The 24,152-nt window shown below is 61.0% G+C and carries 26 protein-coding genes; 17 read left to right on the top strand and 9 right to left on the bottom strand.

Annotation, left to right across the window (positions count from 1 at the left end; all coding sequences use genetic code 11):
- The first annotated feature begins 13 nt into the window (after nucleotides 1-13).
- Genes HX805_RS26350 through HX805_RS26340 form a run of 3 tightly spaced genes read left to right on the top strand, consistent with a single transcriptional unit; the run spans nucleotide 14 to nucleotide 3,687 of the window.
- A complete protein-coding gene (locus tag HX805_RS26350) occupies nucleotides 14-1,822 on the top strand; it encodes an ATP-binding protein (protein ID WP_023659335.1) in 1,809 nt (602 codons plus the stop codon).
- A complete protein-coding gene (locus HX805_RS26345) occupies nucleotides 1,819-3,204 on the top strand; it encodes a sigma-54 dependent transcriptional regulator (RefSeq protein ID WP_102604447.1) in 1,386 nt (461 codons plus the stop codon). Before HX805_RS26350 ends, HX805_RS26345 begins: the two co-directional genes overlap by 4 nt.
- A gap of 27 nt (nucleotides 3,205-3,231) precedes the next feature.
- A complete protein-coding gene (locus HX805_RS26340) occupies nucleotides 3,232-3,687 on the top strand; it encodes a YiiD C-terminal domain-containing protein (RefSeq protein WP_003213222.1) in 456 nt (151 codons plus the stop codon).
- Nucleotides 3,688-3,800: 113 nt separating this feature from the next.
- Here HX805_RS26340 and cysQ read toward each other — a convergent pair whose 3' ends face one another.
- Entirely contained in the window at nucleotides 3,801-4,637 is an 837-nt protein-coding gene (gene cysQ / locus HX805_RS26335; protein ID WP_008435771.1) for a 3'(2'),5'-bisphosphate nucleotidase CysQ, read from the bottom strand.
- Nucleotides 4,634-5,200 (bottom strand): ADP compounds hydrolase NudE, encoded by a 567-nt coding sequence (nudE, locus tag HX805_RS26330; RefSeq protein ID WP_003213218.1) that lies wholly within the window; start codon nucleotides 5,198-5,200, stop codon nucleotides 4,634-4,636. The genes cysQ and nudE overlap by 4 nt, the downstream gene beginning before the upstream one ends.
- Before the next feature lie 87 nt (nucleotides 5,201-5,287).
- Between nudE and yrfG the strand changes: the two genes are divergently transcribed.
- Entirely contained in the window at nucleotides 5,288-5,950 is a 663-nt protein-coding gene (gene yrfG, locus HX805_RS26325) for a GMP/IMP nucleotidase (protein ID WP_003213217.1), read from the top strand.
- Between the two features lie 120 nt (nucleotides 5,951-6,070).
- Here yrfG and lysM read toward each other — a convergent pair whose 3' ends face one another.
- Nucleotides 6,071-6,511, bottom strand: a complete 441-nt coding sequence (gene lysM / locus HX805_RS26320; protein WP_003213215.1) for a peptidoglycan-binding protein LysM — start codon at nucleotides 6,509-6,511, stop codon at nucleotides 6,071-6,073.
- A gap of 130 nt (nucleotides 6,512-6,641) precedes the next feature.
- Between lysM and HX805_RS26315 the strand changes: the two genes are divergently transcribed.
- From HX805_RS26315 to HX805_RS26300, 4 genes are all read left to right on the top strand, one after another.
- Nucleotides 6,642-7,529, top strand: coding sequence for a LysR family transcriptional regulator (locus HX805_RS26315; RefSeq protein ID WP_003213213.1), 888 nt, complete (start codon nucleotides 6,642-6,644; stop codon nucleotides 7,527-7,529).
- A gap of 95 nt (nucleotides 7,530-7,624) precedes the next feature.
- Complete coding sequence (gene fdhD / locus HX805_RS26310; RefSeq protein WP_008435774.1) at nucleotides 7,625-8,464, top strand: formate dehydrogenase accessory sulfurtransferase FdhD; 840 nt, start codon at nucleotides 7,625-7,627, stop codon at nucleotides 8,462-8,464.
- On the top strand, nucleotides 8,461-10,809 hold the full coding sequence (locus HX805_RS26305; protein ID WP_003213210.1) for an FdhF/YdeP family oxidoreductase: 2,349 nt from the start codon (nucleotides 8,461-8,463) through the stop codon (nucleotides 10,807-10,809). Before fdhD ends, HX805_RS26305 begins: the two co-directional genes overlap by 4 nt.
- A 231-nt stretch (nucleotides 10,810-11,040) precedes the next feature.
- Entirely contained in the window at nucleotides 11,041-11,523 is a 483-nt protein-coding gene (locus HX805_RS26300) for a glycine zipper domain-containing protein (RefSeq protein WP_008435777.1), read from the top strand.
- Nucleotides 11,524-11,703: 180 nt separating this feature from the next.
- Here the strand turns inward: HX805_RS26300 and HX805_RS26295 are convergent, their stop codons facing one another.
- From HX805_RS26295 to HX805_RS26285, 3 genes are all read right to left on the bottom strand, one after another.
- A complete protein-coding gene (locus HX805_RS26295; RefSeq protein WP_003213207.1) occupies nucleotides 11,704-12,135 on the bottom strand; it encodes a thioesterase family protein in 432 nt (143 codons plus the stop codon).
- Between the two features lie 60 nt (nucleotides 12,136-12,195).
- Entirely contained in the window at nucleotides 12,196-13,053 is an 858-nt protein-coding gene (locus HX805_RS26290; protein ID WP_177117432.1) for a M15 family metallopeptidase, read from the bottom strand.
- 114 nt (nucleotides 13,054-13,167) lie between these two features.
- Nucleotides 13,168-15,105: an ATP-dependent DNA helicase RecQ gene (locus HX805_RS26285; RefSeq protein WP_177117431.1), complete on the bottom strand. Its 1,938-nt coding sequence runs from the start codon at nucleotides 15,103-15,105 to the stop codon at nucleotides 13,168-13,170.
- Nucleotides 15,106-15,314: 209 nt separating this feature from the next.
- Between HX805_RS26285 and HX805_RS26280 the strand changes: the two genes are divergently transcribed.
- The 5 genes from HX805_RS26280 (at nucleotide 15,315) to HX805_RS26260 (ending at nucleotide 17,794) form a co-directional block, all read left to right on the top strand.
- The gene (locus HX805_RS26280) at nucleotides 15,315-15,485 is read left to right on the top strand and encodes a YhfG family protein (RefSeq protein ID WP_003213201.1); all 171 of its coding nucleotides are present in this window, start codon (nucleotides 15,315-15,317) and stop codon (nucleotides 15,483-15,485) included.
- Nucleotides 15,485-16,078, top strand: coding sequence for a putative adenosine monophosphate-protein transferase Fic (locus tag HX805_RS26275; protein ID WP_003213199.1), 594 nt, complete (start codon nucleotides 15,485-15,487; stop codon nucleotides 16,076-16,078). Before HX805_RS26280 ends, HX805_RS26275 begins: the two co-directional genes overlap by 1 nt.
- 109 nt (nucleotides 16,079-16,187) lie before the next feature.
- On the top strand, nucleotides 16,188-16,352 hold the full coding sequence (locus HX805_RS26270) for a hypothetical protein (protein WP_177021880.1): 165 nt from the start codon (nucleotides 16,188-16,190) through the stop codon (nucleotides 16,350-16,352).
- Between the two features lie 168 nt (nucleotides 16,353-16,520).
- Nucleotides 16,521-16,889 (top strand): DUF1493 family protein, encoded by a 369-nt coding sequence (locus tag HX805_RS26265; RefSeq protein ID WP_003213195.1) that lies wholly within the window; start codon nucleotides 16,521-16,523, stop codon nucleotides 16,887-16,889.
- 53 nt (nucleotides 16,890-16,942) lie between these two features.
- Entirely contained in the window at nucleotides 16,943-17,794 is an 852-nt protein-coding gene (locus HX805_RS26260) for a DMT family transporter (protein WP_087692724.1), read from the top strand.
- Nucleotides 17,795-17,851: 57 nt separating this feature from the next.
- On the opposite strand, the gene HX805_RS26255 is transcribed toward HX805_RS26260, so the two are convergent.
- Complete coding sequence (locus tag HX805_RS26255) at nucleotides 17,852-19,393, bottom strand: phosphoenolpyruvate carboxykinase (RefSeq protein WP_003213191.1); 1,542 nt, start codon at nucleotides 19,391-19,393, stop codon at nucleotides 17,852-17,854.
- Between the two features lie 179 nt (nucleotides 19,394-19,572).
- Nucleotides 19,573-20,475, bottom strand: coding sequence for an Hsp33 family molecular chaperone HslO (gene hslO, locus HX805_RS26250; protein WP_102367891.1), 903 nt, complete (start codon nucleotides 20,473-20,475; stop codon nucleotides 19,573-19,575).
- Between the two features lie 125 nt (nucleotides 20,476-20,600).
- On the opposite strand from hslO, the gene HX805_RS26245 reads away from it, so the two are divergent.
- On the top strand, nucleotides 20,601-21,401 hold the full coding sequence (locus tag HX805_RS26245; RefSeq protein ID WP_134325547.1) for a phosphatase PAP2 family protein: 801 nt from the start codon (nucleotides 20,601-20,603) through the stop codon (nucleotides 21,399-21,401).
- A 42-nt stretch (nucleotides 21,402-21,443) separates the two neighbouring features.
- On the opposite strand, the gene HX805_RS26240 is transcribed toward HX805_RS26245, so the two are convergent.
- On the bottom strand, nucleotides 21,444-21,851 hold the full coding sequence (locus HX805_RS26240) for an RNA-binding S4 domain-containing protein (protein WP_003213184.1): 408 nt from the start codon (nucleotides 21,849-21,851) through the stop codon (nucleotides 21,444-21,446).
- Nucleotides 21,852-21,967: 116 nt separating this feature from the next.
- Between HX805_RS26240 and HX805_RS26235 the strand changes: the two genes are divergently transcribed.
- From HX805_RS26235 to rimK, 3 genes are read left to right on the top strand one after another with little or no spacing between them, the layout of a single operon-like run.
- A complete protein-coding gene (locus tag HX805_RS26235; RefSeq protein ID WP_134325546.1) occupies nucleotides 21,968-22,747 on the top strand; it encodes an EAL domain-containing protein in 780 nt (259 codons plus the stop codon).
- A gap of 34 nt (nucleotides 22,748-22,781) precedes the next feature.
- On the top strand, nucleotides 22,782-23,246 hold the full coding sequence (locus tag HX805_RS26230) for an ATP-dependent zinc protease (protein WP_371132397.1): 465 nt from the start codon (nucleotides 22,782-22,784) through the stop codon (nucleotides 23,244-23,246).
- The gene (gene rimK / locus HX805_RS26225; protein ID WP_003213178.1) at nucleotides 23,243-24,148 is read left to right on the top strand and encodes a 30S ribosomal protein S6--L-glutamate ligase; all 906 of its coding nucleotides are present in this window, start codon (nucleotides 23,243-23,245) and stop codon (nucleotides 24,146-24,148) included. Before HX805_RS26230 ends, rimK begins: the two co-directional genes overlap by 4 nt.
- Nucleotides 24,149-24,152: the final 4 nt, after the last annotated feature.

The following is a 24,152-nucleotide window of genomic DNA, read 5'->3' as shown; positions in this document are numbered from 1 at the left end:
GCGCATGACTCCCATGACTCCACCCCTTCCGCGAAGACCCCGCTGGCGCAGCCTGGCATTGCTGGCGCTATGCCTGGCACCGCTGTTGTGGCCGCTGGAGCACTTGGCCGAGCGTTATTACCGCAACGAACTGGCCGGCCAGAACCGCCAGACGCTGGACCTGTACGTCGCCAACCTGCTGGGCACCCTGCATCGCTACGAAGTGTTGCCGCAAATCCTCGGTGACCTGCCGGCCCTGCGCACCGCCATCGACGCGCCTCACGTCAGCACCAACCTGGTCAACGCCAACCACCTGCTCAAGGACGTCGCCGCCCAGGCCGGGGTGGAAGTGATGTACCTGATGGACACCACCGGCAAGACCCTCGCCGCGTCCAACTGGGACAAGCAGGACAGCTTCGTCGGGCGTAATTTTTCCTTTCGCCCCTACTTCAGCGAAGCCATGGCCGGGCGCCTCGGGCGCTTCTTCGGCCTGGGCACCACCTCGGCCAAACGCGGTTACTTCTTCGCCGCCGCTGTGCGAGATGGTGACAAGATCATCGGCGTGCTGGTGGTGAAGGTCGACCTGGACCACACCGAAAGCCTGTGGGGCAACACCCCCGAACAACTGCTGGTCACCGACCACAACGGCGTGGTGATCCTGACCTCGCGCCCGCAATGGCGCTTCCGTGCCACCCGGCCGCTAACGGATGAAGAACGCCGCGCCATCATCGCCATCCAGCCCTATCCGACCCGCGACCCGCAGCCGCTGAGCCTCAGCCCGACGGCGTGGGTGCGCCAATCCACCGACATCGCCGAAACCGGCTGGAAAGTCGAGATTCTCGCGCCGCGCACCTTGATCAGCCGCCCGGTGCGCACCGTGGTCGCGGTGGGTGGCGCCGCCTTGCTGGTGCTGATGCTGTTGCTCGGCCTGATGATGCAGCGCCGTCGTCACTACCTGGAGCGCATCGCCTTCGAAGCCAAGGCCCGTCGCGAACTGGAGATGCGCGTGATCGAGCGGACCAGCGACCTGGAAGGCCTCAACCGGCGCCTGAAACAGGAAGTGCTGGAACGTGAACATGCCCAGCAGGAACTGGTGCGCGCCCAGGACGACCTGGTGCAGGCAGGCAAACTTTCCGCGCTGGGCACCATGTCGGCCAGCATCAGCCACGAGCTCAACCAACCGTTGGCGGCGATTCGCAGCTACGCGGAAAACGCCGGGATTTTGCTCGACCATGAGCGCACCGACGACGCCCGTGGCAACCTCAAGCTGATCAGCGAGTTGACCGGGCGCATGGCTTCGATCATCGCCCACTTGCGCGCCTTCGCCCGGCGCGACCGGCATGCGCCGGAAAGCGTGGCCCTGCAACCGGCCCTGGACGATGCCCTGGCGCTGCTGGCCAAGCGGCGGCGGGCAATGGAAGTGGAACTGATCCGCGACCTGCCCGAGGCCACCTTGTGGGTGGCGGCCGGCGAAACCCGCCTGCGCCAGGTGCTGGGCAACCTGTTGGCCAACGCTCTGGACGCCCTGACCGAAAAAGGCCCGCCGCGCAAACTCTGGCTGAGTGCCCAAACCACCGAACAGGGCGTCAACCTGTACATTCGCGACAACGGCCCGGGTTTCTGCATGGAAGCCCTGGGCCGCGCCAGCGAGCCCTTCTACACCACCAAGACCCGCACCCAGGGCCTGGGGTTGGGCCTGGCGATCTGCGACACCCTGATGCGCGCCTTTGGCGGTGAACTGTTGTTCGCCAACCACAAGGAAGGCGGCGCACTGTTAACCTTGAAACTGCGCGCCGGAGCACCGGGTGTCAGTCTGCAACCGTCCGAGGACCGCAGTGTATGAGTATCGATAACCAGATTCAGGTGGTGTTGATCGACGATGATCCACACCTGCGTCAGGCCCTCTGCCAGACCCTGGACCTGGCCGGGCTGAAAGTCCTGACCCTCGGCGAAGCCCAGGGCCTGACCGCGCGCCTGTCCCGGGATTGGCCGGGGGTTGTGGTGAGCGACATCCGCATGCCCGGCATGGACGGCCTGGAACTGTTGAAGGAACTCCACGCCCAGGACCCGGAGCTGCCGGTACTGCTGATCACCGGCCACGGCGACGTGCCACTGGCGGTGCAGGCGATGCGCACCGGCGCCTATGACTTCCTGGAAAAACCCTTCGCCAGCGACGCCCTGCTCGACAGCGTGCGCCGCGCCCTGGCCCTGCGCCGCCTGGTGCTGGACAACCGCAGCCTGCGCCTGGCCCTGAGCGACCGTCAGCAATTGAGTACACGCCTGGTGGGCCACTCCCCGCAAATGCTGCGCCTGCGCGAGCAGATTGGCGCGCTGGCGGCGACCAAGGCTGATGTGCTGATCCTCGGTGAAACCGGTGCCGGCAAGGAAGTGGTAGCGCGTGCGCTGCACGATCTGTCGAACCGCCGCAGCGGCCCGTTTGTGGCGATCAACGCCGGCGCCCTGGCCGAGTCGGTGGTGGAAAGCGAGTTGTTCGGCCATGAGCCAGGGGCCTTTACCGGCGCCCAGAAGCGGCGCATCGGCAAATTCGAATTCGCCAACGGCGGCACGCTGTTTCTCGACGAAATCGAAAGCATGAGCCTGGATGTGCAGGTCAAGCTGCTGCGGCTGTTGCAGGAGCGTGTGGTGGAGCGTCTGGGGGGCAACCAACTGATCCCGCTGGATATCCGCATCATCGCCGCCACCAAGGAAGACCTGCGCCAGTCCGCCGACCAGGGGCGCTTCCGGGCGGACTTGTATTACCGCCTCAACGTTGCGCCGCTGCGCATTCCACCGCTGCGCGAACGGGGTGAGGATGCGCTGATGCTGTTCCAGCACTTTGCCGACGAAGCCAGCACGCGCCACGGGCTACCGATGAAAGAGCTGCAACCGGGCCAGCGCGCCCTGTTGTTGCGTCACAGCTGGCCGGGCAATGTGCGCGAGCTGCAAAACGCCGCCGAGCGTTTCGCCCTGGGCCTCGAACTGGCGCTGGACAGCACCCCCGACAGCACTTCGCCTGGCATCCTCACCAGCACGCCCGGCGGCTTGAGCGAACAGGTCGAACAGTTTGAAAAAAGCCTGATCGCCGCCGAACTGGCGCGCACCCACAATTCCATGCGCAGCCTCGCCGAGGCATTGGGCGTGCCGCGTAAAACCCTGCACGACAAACTGCGCAAGCACGGGCTGAACTTCGCCGACAGCGGCAACAGTCACGCCGACGACGAATGACCCTTTTCCCCCTGCCACGAGGCCACCATGAGTCGCGATAGCCGTTACCTGGAATCGATCCTTCACCACGACATTCCCCTGACCCGGGAAATGGGCCTCAAGGTTATCGACTGGCAGGACCGGCAGCTGCAACTGCGCTTGCCGCTCGACGCCAACATCAACCACAAGAGCACCATGTTTGGCGGCAGCCTGTATTGCGGCGCCGTGCTGGCAGGTTGGGGCTGGCTGCATTTGCAGTTGCGCGAGGAAGGGATTGAAGACGGGCATATCGTGATTCAGGAAGGGCAGATCAGTTATCCGCTGCCGGTGACCACCGATGCGACGGCGATTTGCCAGGCACCTGATGACAAGGTGTGGAAGCGATTCGTCGCCACCTACAAGCGTTATGGCCGGGCGCGCTTGGCGCTGGAGACATGGATCGTTAACGAGGGCAGTGAAGAGCGGGCCGTGGCCTTTACCGGGCAGTACGTCCTGCACACATAACAAATGTGGGAGCGGGCTTGCTCGCGAAAGCGGCGGATCAGCCAATACATCTGGTGACTGACACACTGCCTTCGCGAGCAAGCCCGCTCCCACATTTTTGATCGGCGCTGTGCTTAAGACCGGGCCAGGGTCAGCAACCGCTCACGCCACTCCGCTTTAGCCGGCAATGCCAGGAAGAACGGGTTCAACAACGACGCCCGCGCCGGGTAACTGAACGGCTGCCCATCCAGCTCCAGCACTTCCCCACCCGCACCTTCCAGCACCCCTTGCGCGGCCGCGGTGTCCCACTGCGAGGTGGGCGCCAGGCGCGGGTAGCAATCGGCGCTGCCCTCAGCCAACAGGCAAAACTTCAAAGAACTGCCGATATTGGCCAGCTTCAACTCGCCCAATCCGGCACTCAAGCCAGCGAGCAAGCGATCCTGTTCAGGGCTCGTATGGCGACGACTGGCAACCACGGTAAATGCTTCACCGCTCGCCGGGGTCTGGCGCACCTGGATTTGCTTGGGCGCAGCACCTACATCGGAACGCCAGGCACCCAGCCCGGCACCCCCGAAGTAGCACCGACCGCTGGTAGGCATCGACACCACACCGAACACCACGCGACCTTTTTCGATCAGCGCGATGTTGACGGTGAACTCCTCGCTGCCGGAGATGAATTCCTTGGTGCCATCCAGCGGGTCCACCAGCCACCAGCGCTGCCAACCGGCGCGCACGCTCTGGTCAATGTCGGCGTCTTCCTCCGAGAGCACCGGAATGCTCGGGTCCAACGCAGTCAGCCCGGCGAGGATCAAGTGATGGGCAGCCAAGTCGGCGGCAGTGACCGGTGAATCATCGGTCTTGGTGGTGACGGCAACATCGGCGCGCCAATACGGCAGGATGACCTCGCCAGCCTGGCGGGCCAATTCGATCGCGGGGGCAATAAACGGGTGACCCAGGAACAGTTCGCTCATGGCTGGAACGCTCCACGTTGAGTCAACAGGTCGCGTACCAGGTACAGCGCGGCCAACGCGCGGCCCTCGCTGAACTGCTCGTTCTGCGCCAACTGCGAGAGCTCCCGCAGGTTGACCCGGTCGACGCGCATCGGCTCGGGCTCGTCGCCTTCCAGGCGCTCTTCATACAGTTCGGTGGCCAGCACCACCTGGATTTTCTGGCTCATGTAGCCGGGGGACAGCGACAGCTCGGTGATGTGCTCCAACTGGCGGGCGCCGAAACCGGCTTCTTCCTTGAGCTCACGGTCGGCTGCCGCCAACACGTCTTCGCCCGGTTCGATCAGGCCCTTGGGCAGTGACAGTTCATACTCGTCGGTGCCGCCGCAATATTCTTCGATCAGCAACGCATGGTCCGAGTCGATCATCGCCACGATCATCACCGCGCCATATCCGGCACCCCTGCCCACCAGGCGCTCGTAGGTCCGCTCCACGCCATTGGAAAAGCGCAATTGCACTTCCTCCACGCGGAACAAACGGCTACTGGCGACTATTTCGCGGGCGAGGACGGTGGGTTTCTGGCGCATGAGCGGCTCCTTGGCGTGATCGGGTTACTATACCGTGGCTTTTCCGATTGTCTGTGTCGGATATCTTTTCTTACATGAGTGTTCTTTATGCCTCCATTGCCCTGGCACGCCATCGACACCGTCCTGCTGGACATGGACGGCACCTTGCTCGACCTGCACTTCGACAACCATTTCTGGATGGAGCACCTGCCCCAGCGCTATGCCGAGTTGCATGGTGTGAGCCGGGCCATGGCCGAGATGGAGCTGCAGCCGCTGTTCGAGCGTAACGCCGGACAGTTGCAATGGTATTGCCTGGATTTCTGGAGCGCCGAACTCAAGATCCCGGTGCGCGAGCTCAAGCTGGAAACCGCACACCTGATTGCCTTGCGCCCGGATGCCGACACCTTCCTGGCGGCGATCAAACAGGCGGGCAAGCGGGTGATCCTGATCACCAACGCCCATCGGGATTCGCTGTCGTTGAAGCTGGAACGCATCGAGTTGGCGCCTTATTTCGAGCGACTGATCAGCTCCCATGACTATGGTTTCGCCAAGGAAAACCCGCAGTTCTGGGACGCCCTGCACGCCGACATCGCCTTCGACCCGGCCCGCAGCCTGTTTATCGACGACACCTTGCCGATCCTGCGCAGCGCCCGGGATTTTGGCGTGGGGCACTTGCTGGCGGTGAAGGAACCGGACAGCCGGAAGGGGCCCAAGGACACGGCGGAGTTTGCGGCGGTTGGGGATTACCGGGACTTGATCGTAGGTTTGTAACAACACTGAAGGTCCAATGTGGGAGCGGGCTTGCTCGCGAATACGGTGTGTCAGCCACTGAATATATTGACTGACACACCGCATTCGCGAGCAAGCCCGCTCCCACATTGGGTCCGCGGATTACTCAGGAATACGCAGCGTCTGCCCTGGGTAGATTTTGTCCGGATGGGACAGCAGCGGCTTGTTGGCTTCGAAGATTTTGTTGTACTGGTTGGCGTTGCCATACACCGCCAGCGAAATCGCACTCAGGGTGTCGCCCTTTTTCACCACGACAAAGCGGGCCGCCGCGACAGCAGGACCGGAAACGGTGATCTGGTCATCAACACTCGCAACGCCGGCGATGTTGCCCAGCGCCAGCAATATCTTCTCTTTCTCTTCCTGGCTGGCGACTTCACCTGTCACGGTCACCTTGTCACCGTCGACGGTGGTTTGCACATTGGGGTTACCCAATCCAACCTTGGCCACGTGCTCTTTTAACTGCTCGCTCGCGTTGGCATTACCCGGTGTCAACAGGTCAATCAACTTCTCGCCTGCTTCCTTAACAAAGCTTAAAAGACTCATGGTGCGCTCTCCTTGGGATTTAATTTCCAGATGCCAAAGACTAGACCAGTCCTACAGAATTGGGTTCCAGCCTGACCAAAGACCCAAACACGCTAGAATCCCACCGCATTGGAATAAGCCCGGAGCGAAGATGGACATCAAACAGCTGAAATTCCTCATCGCCCTCGACGAAACCCGTCACTTCGGCCAGGCGGCGGCGCGCTGCCATATCACCCAGCCGACCCTGTCGATGCGCCTGCGCAGCCTGGAGGAAGAGCTGCAGTTGCCGCTGGTCAATCGCGGGCAGCGCTTCGAAGGCTTTACCGCCCCCGGCGAACGCGTGCTGGCCTGGGCACGCACGGTGCTGGCGGCCTATGACGGCTTGCAGGCCGAGGCCGCTGCGTGTCGCGGCAACCTGGTAGGCACGTTGCGCCTGGGGGTGGTGCCGTTGTCGAGCTTCGATCCGCTGGCGTTGATGCAGAAGCTGCACAAGGAACACCCCAGCCTGCGCTTTGAGTTGTCCGCGTTAAGCTCCGAGCAAATCCTTGAACAGCTCGCCAGCAACCGCCTGGACCTCGGTGTGTCGTACCTCGAGCGCCTGGACGCTGAACGTTTCGACTCCCTGGCCCTGGGCGAAACCCGCATGGGCCTGCTGTACGACCAACGGTTCTTCAGCTTCGGCGACAAGCCCCTGAGTTGGGAGGCGCTGATCGAACTGCCCTTGGGCATGCTCACCAGCGGCATGCACTTTCGCCAGTCCATCGACCATAACTTCCACAGCCGTGGCCTCAACCCGCAGCCGCTGTTGCAGACCGATGCCGTCCATCAATTGTTACAAGCGGTGCACGGCGGCCTGTGTTGCGCGGTGATGCCACTGGACGGCGGCCTCGACGCCCTCACCGAGCACCTGCGCCTGCAACCCATTGAAGACGCTCACACTTTGGCTCGCCTGGGGTTGATCATGCGCCGCAGTGCACCCCGTTCGGCCTTGGCGGAAGCGTGTTTTGCGCTGTACCAGAAATCGCTGATCGAGACTTGATCGACGGCATCTATCGGCAGATCAGTACTGACGATTAGACGCGACCCTTTGTCGCGCCTAGTCTTACAGCTGAATACTCCCGGTGGTAATGCCCAATGAACGCCCAGCGCCCAGTCTGCGCGGCGCCCGCCCTCGAAACGCCCGCGCCCGCCGCCAGCCAGAGCTACCAGTTTTGTAATCTCGAACACACCGAATCGGCCAGCACCGCGCTTGCCGAGGAAGTCGCGTTGGCGATTGCCTATAACGACATCAGCCAGGCGGTGATGCTGGTGACGCCGACCGACCTTGAAGACTTTATTGTCGGATTCAGCATCGGTAGCGGCATTATCGAAGACGTTAGCGACATTTATGACCTGAAAATCAGCGGTTCGGGCTCGACCCAATACGCTCAGGTGCAGATTTCCAGCCGCGCGTTCTGGAATATGAAGCAGCAGCGCCGGCAACTCGCCGGCACCAGTGGCTGTGGGCTGTGCGGCGTAGAAGCCGTGGAGCAGGCGCTGCCCAACCTCAAGGTGTTGCCCGGCGCGCCGTTGCCGCCTGCCGAATGGCTGGATGGCCTGCGCCAGCGCATCAGCGCGTTCCAACCGCTGGGCCAGTACAGCGGCGCGGTGCATGCGGCGGTGTTCATGAACAACCAGGGCGAATTGCTGCTGGGCCGTGAAGACATCGGCCGGCATAACGCCCTCGACAAGCTGATCGGTGCGCTGATCCGCCAAAAGATTCCGACCGACGGCGGCCTGGCGATTGTTACCAGTCGCTGCAGCCTCGAACTGATCCAGAAAGTCTTGCGTGCGGGCATCCAGACCTTGGTCAGCCTGTCGTCGCCCACCGGCCTGGCCCTGCAATGGGCTCGCCGGCACAACCTCAATCTCATCCACCTGCCGCAGAAAAGTGCGCCGCGGGTCTATAGCCCTGCGATGGAGAATCAAGCGTGAGTAATCATCATCAAGCCGACGACAAACCCACCCCGCGCTACAAGCCCTATAAAGGCCCGGCGGGTGGTTGGGGCGCACTGATCAGCGTGGCGCAAGCCTGGCTGACCAGCGACAACGCGCTGAAAAACATCCGCATGATGCTCAAGACCAACCAGAACGGCGGCTTCGACTGCCCGGGCTGCGCCTGGGGCGACTCGCCGGAAAGCGGCATGGTCAAGTTCTGCGAGAACGGCGCCAAGGCGGTCAACTGGGAAGCCACCAAGCGCCGGGTCGACGCGGCATTCTTCGCCAAGCACAGCGTCAGCGCGCTGCTGGAGCAGAGCGACTACTGGCTGGAGTACCAGGGCCGCCTGACCGAGCCGATGAGCTACGACGCCGAAACCGACCGTTACAAACCCATCAGCTGGGAATCGGCTTTCGACTTGATCGGCAAGCACCTCAATGCGCTGCCAAACCCGGACATGGCCGAGTTCTATACCTCGGGCCGGGCCAGCAACGAAGCGGCTTACCTGTATCAACTGTTTGTGCGCGCCTACGGCACCAACAACTTCCCGGACTGCTCGAACATGTGCCACGAAGCCAGCGGCGTCGCCCTGGCGCAAAGCGTGGGCGTGGGCAAAGGCACCGTGACCTTCGATGACTTCGAGCATGCGGACGCGATTTTCGTCTGGGGCCAGAACCCCGGCACCAACCACCCACGCATGCTGGAGCCACTGCGCGAAGCGGTAAAACGCGGCGCCCAGGTGGTGTGCATCAACCCGCTGAAAGAGCGTGGCCTGGAACGCTTCCAGCACCCGCAACACCCGCTGGAAATGCTCACCAACGGCGACAAGCCAACCAACACCGCCTACTTCCGCCCGGCGCTGGGAGGCGATATGGCCATCCTGCGGGGCATGGCCAAGTTCCTGCTGCTGTGGGAACGTCAGGCCCAGGCCGAAGGCAAGGAGGCCGTGTTCGACCACGACTTCCTCAACGAACACACCGCCAACGTGCTGGATTACCTGGGCAAGATCGACGACACCTCATGGGATGAAATCGTCGAGCAGTCCGGCCTGACCCTGGTAGAGATCGAGCAAGCGGCGCGCATGTACGCCAAAGGCAAGAACGTGATCATGTGCTGGGCGATGGGCATCACCCAGCATCGCCACTCGGTGCCGACCATCCAGGAAATCGCCAACCTGATGCTGCTGCGCGGCAACATCGGCCGCCCGGGCGCGGGCCTGTGCCCGGTGCGTGGCCACAGTAACGTGCAGGGCGACCGTACCATGGGCATCAACGAACGGCCGCCGGTGGCGTTCCTCGATGCCCTGGAACGTCGTTTCCAGTTCCAGGTGCCGCGCGATAACGGCCACAACGTGGTGGAAGCGATTCACGCCATGCTCGAAGGCCGCTCCAAGGTCTTTATCGGTTTGGGTGGCAACTTCGCCCAAGCCACGCCGGACAGCCCACGCACCTTTGAAGCACTGCGCAATTGCGACCTGACCGTACAGATCAGCACCAAGCTCAACCGCAGCCACCTGATGCATGGCAAGGACGCGCTGATCCTGCCATGCCTGGGCCGCACCGACATCGACATCCAGGCCGAAGGTCCGCAAGCCGTGACCGTTGAAGACTCATTCAGCATGGTCCACGCTTCCAACGGCCAACTGCAGCCGTTGTCAAAACAGATGAAATCCGAGCCTGCGATTCTGGCGGGCATTGCCGCCGCCACCCTGGGCAGCAAGCCGGTGGACTGGAACTGGCTGGTGGCCGATTACGACCGTATTCGCGACCTGATCGCCGACACCATTCCGGGCTTCAAGGACTTCAACGAGCGCCTGAAAAACCCGGGCGGTTTCTACCTGGGCAACTCGGCTGGCGCCCGTCGCTGGAACACCCCGTCGGGCCGCGCCAACTTCCGCCCGAACATCCTGCCCAAGGACCTGGTGCACGAACGCACCCGCAACACCGGGCAATTGCCGGACCTGATCATGCAGTCGATGCGCTCCCACGATCAGTACAACACCACCATCTATGGCCTGGACGACCGCTATCGCGGGGTCAAGGGCCAGCGGGATGTGTTGTTCGTCAATGAAGCCGACATCATCCGCCTGGGCTTCAAGCCGGGGCAGAAGGCTGACATCGTGTCGATCTGGGACGACGGCCGTGAGCGTCGGGTGAAAGGCTTTACCTTGCTGGCATTTGATATTCCGGCGGGGCAGGCTGCGGCTTATTATCCGGAAGTGAATCCGCTGGTGCCCTTGGAAAGCACGGGGGATGGCAGCCATACGCCAACGTCGAAGTTTGTAGCGATCCGCCTGGAAGCAGCGAGTGCGACCGGCTTGATCATGGCGAAGTCGGCCTAAGCGACACCTCGCCACAGACAGCACCCGAGTTTCTTACGGGCACAAAAAAGGCCGCTTTTGCATAAAAGCGGCCGTTCCGAAGTAACTAAAGACTCGCAAAACTCACTTAAGTTCCTCATACAAAACAGTAACTTAGAGAATTGTATACAACCCATACCACTGGTCGGGTTTCGATTGTCACCGTCTCGATACAACCTCAGGATCGCGCCGTCATCCTCTTGAGGTTCCTCTATGAAGTTCTCCTCGATTCTCTTGTTGTCCCTTGGCCTGGTCAGTGGCGCAGCCATGGCCGGTGGCACCACCGAAGCCGGTGTGGGCGGCGCATTGGGCGGGGTTCTAGGTTCTGTCGTAGGTCAGCAGTTGGGCGGTAACACCGGCTCGGCGATTGGTGCAGCACTCGGCGGCGCGGGCGGCAGTGCGGTCGGCGCAGACAAGCGCAGCCGCGGTGAAGCAGCCATTGGCGGCGCATTGGGCGCGGCCGGCGGCAACGTGGTGGGTCGCAGTGTCGGCGGCAGCACCGGCAGCCTGATCGGAGCAGCAGCCGGCGGTGGCGCCGGTGGTGCACTGGGCAACTACATGGGCAACAAGAGCGATGACGATGATCGTCGTTACCGTGGGCGCGATAACCGCCGTTATGACCGCGATGACCATCGCGGGCGCGGCCATGCTTATGGGCATCGCAAAAACAAGCATCACTATCGCCACCACCGGTAACGCGCGAATCGAAAGAACAACGCGGGTTTAATGTGGGAGCGGCGGTGCGACGATTCGACTTGCTCGCGAAGGCGGTGGATCAGTCGCCGGATGTATTGGCTGATACAACGCCTTCGCGAGCAAGTCGAATCGTCGCACCGCCGCTCCCACATTTGACTTTCATTGCTTCGCAGATCGTATTCAGATCACCAATCGCTGTAACGCCTCGCGCAACATCCCCGGGATCGTCACCGGCTGGTTCGACGCCCGATCCACAAACACATGCACAAACCTCCCCGCAGCACAGGCATCTTCTTCTCCCGCCTTGAACACCGCCAACTCATACTGCACCGAACTGTTGCCCAACTTGCCCACCCGCAGGCCGATCTCGATGCGGTCCGGAAAGGCAATCGAGGCGAAGTAGTCGCACGCCGAACTGACCACAAACCCAACCACTTCGCCGTCATGAATATCCAACCCGCCCTGCTCGATCAGGTAGGTATTCACCGCGGTGTCGAAGAAGCTGTAGTAGGTGACGTTATTCACATGGCCATATACATCGTTGTCGTGCCAGCGCGTGATGATCGGCTGGAAGTGGCGGTAATCGGCGCGTTGTGGCATGGCGTTGGTCATCGGTAAAACCCGGGCAGGAGGAGGCTCTCTTGATACTGGGTTCAAGCACTACCCGCAAGCCTAGGTTGGGCTTTGCTCAATCGTTTGCTGGACGCACGCCATACGCTTGAGCGCTTGATCCGTCTCGGCCGATTGCTGCAGGCACTGGCGATAGGCGGTGATATAGGTCTCGACTGCAGCGCTGGCCTGCTGCGGCGTGACCCGCGCCAGATACTCCACGAACGAACGCCGGCCGATCTGGAAGTGTTGGTAATCCAGCGGAAAATCCCAATAACCACCCCAGGTCAAAAAGCCGTGTTCGGCGAACAGGTCAATCACCTCTTCTGCCCGGCCAGGGCGCGCCGGCTTGCCGGGGCGGGCATCCAGGCGGTTAACGGCAGTCGCGGTACTTGCCCTGGGCTCAACAGTGGCCCGGCCGGTGAATTCACCTCGCGGGTTACGCCCGAACAAAACGAATGGGTTTTGCAGAGGGTTAAGGTCAATTGCGGCGCCGTAGGCGTGCAGCGACCACCCCGAAGCGCCACTGACCTGGCGCCCATTAAAACCACTGGTATTGTTGCGGGCCATCGAGACCTTGTCGTTGCCTCGATAGGTTTCCAGCCTGACCGCCTGATGCACCGGGAACCGACGTTGCAGCAACTGCCTGAAGATCTCCTCCACATGGGGTGCGATGGCATCCAGCACCACGAGCTGCCCGTTGTTATGCAGCACTCCGCCAAAGTCCACATAGCTGAACGTCACCCGCGCCAGGCGTGCGCAGGGCAATGGATTGGCGGCGGTGATGGTGTTGCGAAGCTGCATCTGCCGACAGTCATTCACGCTCAACGGGATGACCGAGGCCAGCGTGCCTTGTGCGACCAGCAACCCGGCGAACAGCAAGACGCCGGGGACAACACCACGAGAAAAACCAAAAGCCATGGGCAATTCCTTTGCAGAAGAAGTGAAGCGTCAAACCTTCTCACCTGCGGGCACGGTCCGGCTGTCGGCGGCGTCTGCCACTGGAAGGGAAAGCGCGACCTTCCAGACCGGAAATCAGAGTGCCTCCAACCCTGCCTCCGCCCATTCACGAACCTCTGCATAGGGATACTCCTCCAGTACCGCGAAACCTGGAATCCCTCGTGCCTTCAGCTTGGTAAACAACGGCACGCTGAGACCGCATAAAAACCGTGTCAGCCGCTCCGCGCTTGGCAAGTCGCCGCTGTACTCATGGTGGCTGTGGATAAATTCACCGCAAAGCGCGAGAAAGTTTTTATCCACAAGCGGCGGCAAGCTCGGCGGCGCCGGCAAGTGGGCGACGTTACCGTGGCACACCGAGCAGTGCCCGCACTGCCGGGGCGCGTTTTCATCGCCGAAATAGTGCGCCAGGCGGTAACCCAGGCACTCCTGTGTCGCGAACAGATCCAGCATGGCGTGAATTCGCGCCACCTCCGTCACCTCATGCTGCTTGAAGCCTGTGTATAACTCCGTGCTCAGCGCCTGTGGATCGAAGTCGGTATTCAGCAGGGCGTAAACCTCGGTCATCTGCCGGCTTTCCATCTCGATCAGGCCTTGTTCCTGAAAGTAATCCAGGGCCTTCACCACCCGGCTGCGCTCGGCCTGGTGCTGTTGATACAGCGCGTCGAAGTCCACCGTCGCCCAGGTTTTCGCCCGTTTGCAGACCTGGATAATCGCTGCGACAAACTGCTGCCGCTCGCCGGTAAAACGCGCCAGCAATGCCTCTGGTTCAATCAAATACTTGAAGCGGTATTCGGCATAAAACGCGTAGCGCGGCGCAATCACGCCCTTGAGTTCAAGCTGCACGAGCAAGGTCTTCAGCGGTAGTTCACGGATGTTGCTGTGGTCCGACAGTGACCGGAGCATAAACTCCCACTGTCCATCGGCACGGACCGCCTTTATTTCCTCCAGGACTCGGCGAATACCTTCCTGTTCCGGCGTATCGCCGTACACAAAGTTTTCCAGGATATTCAGGCTGTCGCGGTTGGCCAGAACCAGACACTCAGACGGCTGCCCGTCACGCCCGGCACGGCCGATTTCCTGGCTGTAGTTCTCGATGGATTTGGGCAGGTCGAAGTGCACCACGTTGCGGATATCGCTTTTGTCGATGCCCATGCCGAAGGCAATGGTGGCGACGATGCAGTTGGACTGCCCGCCCATGAATCGCTTCTGAATGGCTTCCCGCTTATCGTGAGCCAGGCCCGCGTGATAAGCCTCGGCCTGGATTCCATTGCGATTCAAATGCTCGGCAATCTGCTCCGCGGTTTTTTGCAGCGTGACGTAGACGATGCTTGGCTGATTGGCTCGCTCCTGCATCCACGTCACCAGGCGTCGTCGCTTGTCCTGGCCACTGACGGGCTCAACCAGCAGGTTGAGGTTGGAGCGGTAGAAGCCGGTGGTGATCACATCGTCAGGTGCAATGGCGAACTTGGCCTGCATGTCGGCGATCACCTTGGGCGTCGCCGTGGCGGTCAGCAGCAGCGCCTGGGGGATGCGGAACTGGCGTTGGTAATCCGGCAGCTTCAGGTAGTCCGGGCGAAAGTTATGGCCCCATTCGGAAATGCAGTGAGCCTCATCCACCACCAGCAGCGAGATCGGCACGCTTTGCAGGAAGTTGCGAAAGCGCTCGTTCTTCAAGCGCTCCACGGAAACCATCAGGATCTTCAGCTCGCCCGAACGCGCCCGGGCCATGACGTCATTGGCATCATCGCGGCTCTGGGCCGAGTCGATGCTGCCCGCCGAGATACCGTGGCGCTGCAGGAAACCCAACTGGTCCTGCATCAGCGCCAGCAACGGCGACACCACCAGCGTCAGGTGCGGCAGCAACACAGCGGAAAGTTGATAACACAGGGACTTGCCGGAACCGGTGGGGAAAATTGCCGCCGCCGAACGGCCGGCCAGCACGGCACTGACCACCGCCTCCTGGCCCAAACGAAACTGTGGATAACCAAAGACCTGTTGGAGGGTGTTGTGCATAAGCTGTCACTCCATTGACCGCTGAACGAGCCCAAAACATAGACCAGCGCATTCAGCGAATCGAGAAAGGTCGCAAGGAAAAAAGAGTCTGGATGATACACAGCCTGGGAAGTGGAGTAGGCACCCGTAAGAATCGTTCCAACCTTACGCGGGACGCATCTCGAAACTCATTGCGCTACAATCAACCTTCGCACCGAGAGGACGCTGTCATGGCCGAACTGACGTTTGAGCAAAAGCAGGATCACTACGACAAGATCCGCCGTTCCAACTACCTGGCCAGCCTGCGCCTGGAAGGGTTCGACACCCAGCCCGCCGACGTCGACAAACCCCTGCCGACCCGCGAAGCCGTCCTCGCCAAGTACCGCAACACCCCACGCTGATGCTCGACAAATATGGCGTGGGCCAGGACCCGTACTGCTACCCCGGTAGCAGCGTCCTGCGTAACCGCCTCGATTTGTTCGACGAAGAACGCCTGCACCAGGCCGAGCGGGAACTGTCTGAAATCGCTGTCGGCAGCCTTCCGCTGTATCCCCCGCCCTACGACCTGGAACGCCTGCAACACATCCACCGCACCCTGTTCGCAGACATTTACGAATGGGCCGGGGAACTGCGTACGGTCAACATCCAGAAAGGCGACACGCTGTTCTGCACACCGGAGCGTATCCCGCCTGAGGCGAGCAAGATCATCCAGCACATGGCGCAGGCCAACTGGTTTGTCGGGGTTACCCAGGCAGAGTTGGTGACGCAAATTGCCGAGGCCTATGGCGACCTCAACGTGATCCACCCGTTTCGCGAAGGGAATGGCCGGGCGCAGCGGATTCTGTTCGAGCAGATCATCGTGAATGCCGGGTTTTCAGTGAACTGGTGGCTGGTGAAGAACGCAGCGTGGATACCGGCGAACATCGATGCGGTGGCGTGCGATTATCGGGGGTTGGAGGCGATTTTCGAGCGGTGTATCAGCACCCCGCGCTAGCCCCGATCGTTCCCTACGCTCCGCGTGGGAATGCCGCCAGGGACGCTCCGCGTCCCGTCATCCGCGCACGACCCAAGCCATGAACACTGGTGACGCGGAGCGTCACGGGATGCATTCCCACGCGGAGCGTGGGAACGATCAGTACATCACCAACGCCCTGTACCTGCTCGTCCAGGACGGTTGCGATCTACTGGAAGCCGCCCAAACCGGCATGATGCAACTCACCACCACCGACGCCGTAAAGCGAACGCCATCTGAGCAGTCGCAGAGCTAGAAATGTGGGAGCTGGCTTGCCTGCGATAGCGGAGTGTCAGACAACACCTTTACCACTGAAACACCGCCATCGCGGGCAAGCCCGGCTCCCACATTTGACCTGTTTCGTTTGAAGGATCACGGTTCGATCGATAAAGTCAGTCGCCCTGCCCACTCACGCGTAACCACCATGAACCTGGCCCCCAACTTTCCTGAAGACTTTGCCATGCAACAGCTCTTGCAACTGCTGCATGAAGAAATTGGCCTGCCTGAACATAAGACGCTGCGCCTTGAAACGGCCATCAACCTGGACCTGGGTTGCGACGGCGCCGAAGCCAATCAATTGATGGAAGCGCTGGAGCAAGGCTTCGCTGTCGACTTGAACGACTACGACGCTTATCGTTACTTCCAACCTCCCGTATTCGACGTCTTCCTGAAGCACAGAGCCAAAGGTCGCGGCGACAAGCTCCCGCTGACCATCGGCATGCTTTACCTGGCTATCAAGACCCAACGCTGGGACACGCAAGCCCTGGAAAACCGGGCGAACAAAAAACCTTAATTTGATACACCGCAGCCTTCAAAAAATAACAAGGACCTTACATGGACGTACTAATGGGCCTGCTGGCCGCCCTGCTCTGGGGCGGCACGGACTTCCTCGTGGGCCTCAACGCCCGAGCTGTCGGCGTCAAACGCGCGGTGTACTTCGGCCAGGCGCTGGGCTTCCTGATCATGACCCTGCTGCTGGTCATATTCCCGGCCTTCCTCGTCAAATCCCTCGCGGCGCCTTTGAGTGTGTGGCTCCTAGGAGCCGCAGCAGCCCTGCTGACCGTCTCCGGCGCCCTTGCGCTGTCCAAGGCCTTCTCGCTGGGCAAAGCGGCCATTGTCGCGCCGCTGGTGACGTCCTACGGTGTCGTGACCACTTTGCTGTCATGGGCCAGCGGCGAACACATCAGCCTGATCCAGCTCGGCTGCATCGCTCTCTGCGTAATTGGCGTGATCCTGTCCAGCATTCACAAGGACAATGGCGTCCCTCACAACAGTTCCAGCCGCTCAATCGCCTACGCGATGCTCGCAGCGTTGCTCTACGGCACAAGCTTTTGGGTGCAGGGCCGCTACACCCTGCCGACGCTTGGCCCGGTCACGATGCTTTGGCTTGGGTATTTGGTTGGCCTGTGCGTCCTGGTGTTGATGGTGCTTAAGATCAAAGACGGCCTGAAAATCCCACCGCTGAAAAACTGCGCAACGCTGACCAGCGCGAGCCTGATGAACCTGGGTGGGTTCTCGGCGTTCTCGTGGGGTGCAATGGCGGGGTCGGTTTCCGTGGTGACGGTGATCAGCACCCTGTCCGGTGGGATCGCCGCGATTCTGGGGTTTGTGTTTTTCAAGGAGCGGCTGTCAGCGGTGCAAGTGACCGGTGTGGTGCTGGTGTTAGTGGGAGCCGTGGTTCTGCACCTCGTCGACTGATCCTTCGCCCACAAAAAAGCCGCCCACTAGGGGCGGCTTTTTCACAACGGCCGAATCTTACAACTTCGGACCCGCAGCCTTGATCGCATCGCTCACTTCAAACTTCTTGAAGTTCTCGATGAACAGACCCGCCAGCGCTTTCGCCGCTTCATCGTAGGCAGCCTTGTCAGCCCAGGTGTTACGTGGGTTCAACAGGCCAGTCTCGACGCCCGGTACGGCCAATGGCACGTCCAGGTTGATGGTATCCAGGTGCTCGGTCTCGGCACCAATCAACGCACCGCTCTGGATCGCTGCAATCACGCCACGGGTGGTCGGGATGTTGAAGCGCTTGCCAACGCCGTAGCCGCCGCCGGTCCAGCCGGTGTTGACCAGGTAGACCTTGGAGCCGAAGCCGCGCACGCGCTTGATCAGCAGTTCTGCGTATTCACCAGCCGGGCGTGGGAAGAATGGCGCGCCGAAGCAGGTGGAGAAGGTCGACTTGATGCCGCCGCCCGAACCCATTTCGGTCGAGCCCACCAGAGCGGTGTAGCCGGACAGGAAGTGGTAGGCCGCTTGTTCTTCGCTGAGGATCGACACGGGCGGCAGTACGCCGGTCAGGTCGCAGGTCAGGAAGATCACAGCGTTTGGCTCGCCACCGAGGTTTTTCTCGGAGCGCTTGGCCACGTGCTCCAGCGGGTAGGCGGCGCGGCTGTTCTGGGTCAGGCTGACGTTGGTGTAGTCGGCGTGCTTGGCATCGTCGATCACCACGTTTTCGAGCACGGTGCCGTGCTTGATGGCTTTCCAGATCACCGGCTCGTTCTTCTCGGACAGGTCGATGCACTTGGCATAGCAACCGCCTTCGATGTTGAACACCACACCTTCGCCCCAGCCGTGTTCGTCGTCGCCGATCAGGTAGCGGCTTTCGTCGGCGGACAGGGTGGTTTTACCGGTGCCCGACAGACCGAAGAACAGGGTCACGTCGCCGGCTTCGCCGATGTTGGCTGCGCAGTGCATCGGCAGCACGTCGGAGGCCGGCAGCAGGAAGTTCTGCACCGAGAACATGGCTTTTTTCATCTCACCGGCGTAACGCATGCCGGCGATCAGGACTTTTTTCTGGGCGAAGTTGAGGATCACGCAACCGTCGGAGTTGGTGCCGTCACGCTCTGGCACGCATTCGAAGTTGGCCACGTTGAGCACTTGCCACTCTTCACGACCGGCCGGGTTGTACTGGGCCGGGTTGATGAACAGGCAACGACCGAACAGGTTCTGCCAGGCAGTCTGGGTGGTCATTTTCACGGCCAGGTAGTGGTCTTCTGCAGCCCCTACGTGAACGTGGGAAACGAAATGCTCTTGCGCGTTGTTGAATGCCTCGACGCGAGCCCACAGGGCATCGAACTTGTCGGCCGGGAACTTGCGGTTGATCGGGCCCCAGGCAATGGCAGCCTGGGTGGAAGGCTCTTCAACGATGAAGCGGTCGACTGGCGAACGGCCGGTACGGTGACCGGTTTCTACGACCAGCGCACCGGTATCGGCAAGCACGCCTTCACCGCGCTGCAGGGCTTCTTTGACCAGATCGTCAACACTCAGATCGGTGTATACGGCGTTATTGGCTTGCGTCATGAGGTTCCCCGTCGGCCAGTGGCCGAGTGCTCCAAACGTTTTGTAGTAGAAAGTTGCGCACTACTACCGCGAAAAAAGTGGGCCGGATTATGCCAGAAAAGCCCAAAAAGAGTAGGGCCCTCCGGTCAGAACGGCGGAAATCCGGCGTTTGTCAGGTGATTTACCTGTGCTTAAACGTTTTAGTGGCGGGTGCCTGAAGGGGTGTCTACGCCCGCGCCGGCGAATAATTGAGCAATATCGGCAGCGTCGAACAGGTAGCGCTGGTTGCAGAACTGGCAGTCGATCTCGATGTTGCCACCGTGCTCCACCACCAGGTCCTGCGCATCTTCCAGGCCCAGGCTGACCAGGGCAGTGGCCGAGCGCTCGCGGGAGCAGCTGCAGTGGAAGCGCAGGGACTGCACGTCGAACAGGCGCACGGCCTCTTCGTGGTAGAGGCGGTGCAGGATGGTTTCGTTATCCAGGCCCAGCAACTCTTCGGCTTTCAGGGTGCCGGCCAGGGCGGTGATGTGGGCCCAGCTGTCGGCGCGGTCTTCTTCGTCCTTGATGCGGTCAGCCGGCAGTTGTTGCAGCAGCAGGCCACGGGCGCGCTTGCCGTCGGCGTTGAGCCAGAAGCGGGTGCCCACTTGCTGGGACATCACGAAATAATTGGTGAAGCAGTCGGACAGGGTTTCGCCATCGAGGTCGACGATGCCCTGGTAACGCTGGCCTACCGTCGGATCGACGGTCAGGGCCAGCACGCCGTCTGGCATCAGGTCAGCCAGGGTCGCATCGGCGGCGATGCGGTCCGCGTCGTAGCGGGCCAGCCCACGGATTTCGCGCTCGCTGGAGCATTCGATCATCAGCAGCGGGATCGGGCCTTCGGAGCGGGCCTGCAGGATCAGCAAACCATCGAATTTCAGGGTGCCCACCAGCAGCGAGGCAGCCGCCATCAGTTCGCCGAGCAATTGCGCGACCGGCTCCGGATAGGGGTGCTTGGCGAGGACTTCGGCATAGCTGCGCTCCAGGGCGACCAGTTCGCCGCGGGCGTCGCTGTCGTCGAAGATGAAGCGTTGGGTGAAGTCGGTATCCGGTAGATCAGTCATAGGTCTGGGTATCTGAATTGATGACAAAAAGATGACAAGGTTTATAGAATTACACGCTTTAGCACCGTTTTGGTGCGGCCTTCTGCGGGAAAACGAAGCGCTTTAAAGCTAAGAGGAAACAGTTTATGAACAATCCGGGTTTGTTCCAAGCCAGGTGGGACCTCGGTCGATTGGCCCTGTGTAATTTACTCGCTGTGGGGCTGCTGTGTTTTTGGCTCTGGCCGGCGGGCCAGGCGCTCTGCACGGTTTTCGACGAGTGGCTGTTTCATCTGCTCAATGACCCGCTGGCAAGCAGCTCCGCGTGGCTGCATGTGTGGGCGGTGGCCAGTTTGCGGCCGTTTGACGCGGTGGTCGGGGTGATTCTGCTGACGCTGTTGATCCGTGGCGACTGGGTGTTCAAGGCGATTGAAGTGCGCCAGGCGTTTTTCGGCTTCCTGGGCATTCTGCTGCTGTTGCTGTTTATCCGCATGCTGTTTTCCAAGCTGGCAGCGCAGATGGGCTGGCAACACCATAGCCCGTCGATGGTGATCAGCGGCGCGATTCAGATGAGCGACTATTTCCCGGGCCTGGAGAAGACATGGGAGTTGAAGGACCGCTCCAGCCAGAGCTTCCCGGGGGATCATGCATCGGTATTGTTGATCTGGGGGATGTTCATGACCGTGTTTGCCAAGCGGATCGGGCAGGTGCTGGTGATCTGGGGCTTGGCGCTGCTGTTCATGATGCCGCGGCTGGTAGCCGGTGCGCATTGGGGGCAGGACGATTATATCGGTGGGGTGTTGCTGGCGCTGTTGGCGTTGGGCTGGGGTTACTACACGCCCTTTGCAGCGAAGGTTTCGCGGGGGCTGGTGCGAGTGACGGGCCCGGTGTTTGAGTTGTTTCGGCGAGTACCGCTGGTTAATCGCTTGAGCGTGATTCGCAGCGTTTGAATTGGAATAGCAGGAGCCGGCCTGGCTCCTGCGGTCTGCCGATTAATCATCATTGCCACTGCCGCGAAACTTGAACAGGTCGCGCCGCTGTTTCTTGCTTGGCTTGCCGTCGGTGGTCATGCCCAGGGAGCCGGCCTTGCGCATGGCCGCCGCGTTTTCGCGCTTGGCGATGCTGGCTTCGGTCTCGGTATACAACGCCTGCGCCTCGGGAGCGCCCCTTCGCACAATTGAAAGGGCCTGGACTACGACGGTTCGCTCATCAAACCCGGCACGGATCTGAAACTCATCGCCGATGCGTGGCTCCTTGCCGGGCTTGCAACGCTCGCCGCGCCAATGCACCTTGCCACTCTCGATCGCCGCCTTGGCCAAGGCACGGGTCTTGAAGAAACGCGCCGCCCACAACCACTTGTCCAAACGGACTTTTTCTTCCTCTTCCTGCTTCTGAGCCACTTGAATTCCTCGCTCTGAAAAATGTCGCAACTTTACCGTTGAAACCCTTCAACGCATAAACCCTTGAGCTCACCTAAGATACGCCAGGTAGCATCCTGTTTTCGCGAGGTTAACGTGTGACCGACTTTCCCATTTCACTGACCTCGCCCAAACAAGCCTGTGCGGGCTGCCAGCAAAGTGAGCCGCTGGGCTTTGAGTTCGCCTTTGCGTATCAGCCTATCGTGGACCTGCGTAACCAGTCGATCTTTGCCCATGAAGCCTTGGTGCGCGGCGTGAATGGTGAGGGCGCGATGTCGGTGCTGGATCAGGTCAACGACAGCAATCGCTACCGTTTCGACCAGCAATGCCGCACCCGCGCGATCGCCACCGCTTCGACACTCAACATGCAGACGCACCTTTCAATCAACTTCATGCCCAATGCGGTCTATCGACCAGAACTGTGCATCCGCAGCACCCTGGAGGCGGCCCGCGCGCATAATTTTCCGTTGGATCGGCTGATTTTCGAGACCCTGGAAAGCGAGCATGTAGATAACTATCGCCATTTGACGAATATTCTGCGTGAATACCGCGAATTCGGCTTCAAGACCGCCATCGACGATTTCGGGGCGGGCTATTCGGGGCTGAATCTGCTGGCCGATTTCCAACCTGACCTGATCAAACTCGACATGGCGCTGATCCGCGATGTCGACCGTGATCGTGTCCGTCAGGTGATCGTCCGGGGGATTGTCACAATCTGTGAGCAGTTGGGCGTTACTGTCATCGCCGAGGGCATCGAAAGTGCCGGCGAGCGGGACTTTCTCGCCGACTGTGGAATATTTCTGATGCAGGGCTACTGGTTCGCCAAGCCTGCATTCAAAGCCCTGGCCGAGGTATCACCCGCCGCCTGGGCGAATTAATTGCCGGTTATTCATATTGAAGACATTTGACCATTTGACCGTTGTGGGTCTGCGTGAGTGGGTGGCACTTCCCGACTTGGGAGTGGCAGGCCTGCGCGCCAAGATCGACACCGGCGCCAGTACCTCAAGCCTGCATGCCACCGAGATCGAGCCATTTGAGCGCGACGGTGCAAAGTGGGTGCGCTTCACCGCGCACCTGGGCAGCGTGGTGCAACTGCGTCACCGGCGCTGCGAAGCACCGCTGGTGGCGATGAAAACCATTAAAAGCTCCAACGGCCAGGCCCAGGTGCGGTATGTGATCAGCACCACCCTGGCCCTGGGCGATCGGGTATGGCGGGTGGAATTCACCCTCGCCTGCCGCAAGGCCATGCGTTACCGCCTGTTGCTGGGCTCCAAGGCCCTGATTGACGGCCAACTGGTGGTCAGTCCCGGCGTCAAATACGTTCAAGACAAGCCGGTGTTCCCGGTCTCTACTACCTCTGCCACAGGTGCTGCATGAAGATCGCTGTGCTGTCGCGTAACCCGCGTCTGTATTCCACCCGTCGCCTGGTCGAGGCCGGCACCGAACGTGGCCATGAGATGGTGGTGATCGATACGTTGCGCGCCTATATGAACATTGCCAGTCATAAGCCGCAGATCCACTACCGGGGCAAACCGCTGGAAGGCTTCGATGCGGTGATCCCGCGTATCGGTGCTTCGGTGACGTTCTATGGCTGCGCGGTACTGCGCCAGTTTGAAATGATGGGGGTGTCTCCCCTCAATGAATCGGTGGCTATCGCCCGTTCGCGGGACAAGCTGCGCTCGCTGCAGTTGCTGTCGCGCCGTGGCATTGGCTTGCCGGTCACCGGCTTTGCGCACTCCCCGGATGACATTCCCGACCTGATCGAGATGGTCAACGGCGCGCCGCTGGTGATCAAGGTGCTGGAAGGCACCCAGGGCATCGGCGTGGTGCTGTGTGAAACCGCGACTGCGGCCGAGTCGGTGATCGAGGCGTTCATGGGCCTCAAGCAGAACATCATGGTGCAGGAGTACATCAAGGAAGCCGGCGGTGCGGATATCCGCTGCTTCGTGGTGGGCGACAAGGTGATTGCCGCGATGAAGCGCCAGGCCAAGCCGGGTGAGTTTCGGTCCAACCTGCACCGTGGCGGCAGTGCCAGCCTGATCAAGATCACCCCGGAAGAACGCATGACCGCACTGCGGGCAGCCAAGGTCATGGGGTTGAGCGTGGCGGGTGTGGATATATTGCGCTCCAACCACGGGCCGCTGGTGATGGAGGTGAACTCGTCACCGGGCCTGGAAGGAATTGAGACCACCACCGGCAAGGATGTGGCGGGGATCATCATTCAGCATCTGGAGAAGAGTGGTGGGCCGAATATGACCAGGACCAAAGGCAAAGGTTGAGGAC

Source organism: Pseudomonas sp. G5001 (genome assembly GCF_013385475.1).
GTDB lineage: Bacteria > Pseudomonadota > Gammaproteobacteria > Pseudomonadales > Pseudomonadaceae > Aquipseudomonas.
Note: the sequence above shows the minus strand (reverse complement) of the source record. Positions and strands in the feature narration are given on the sequence as shown.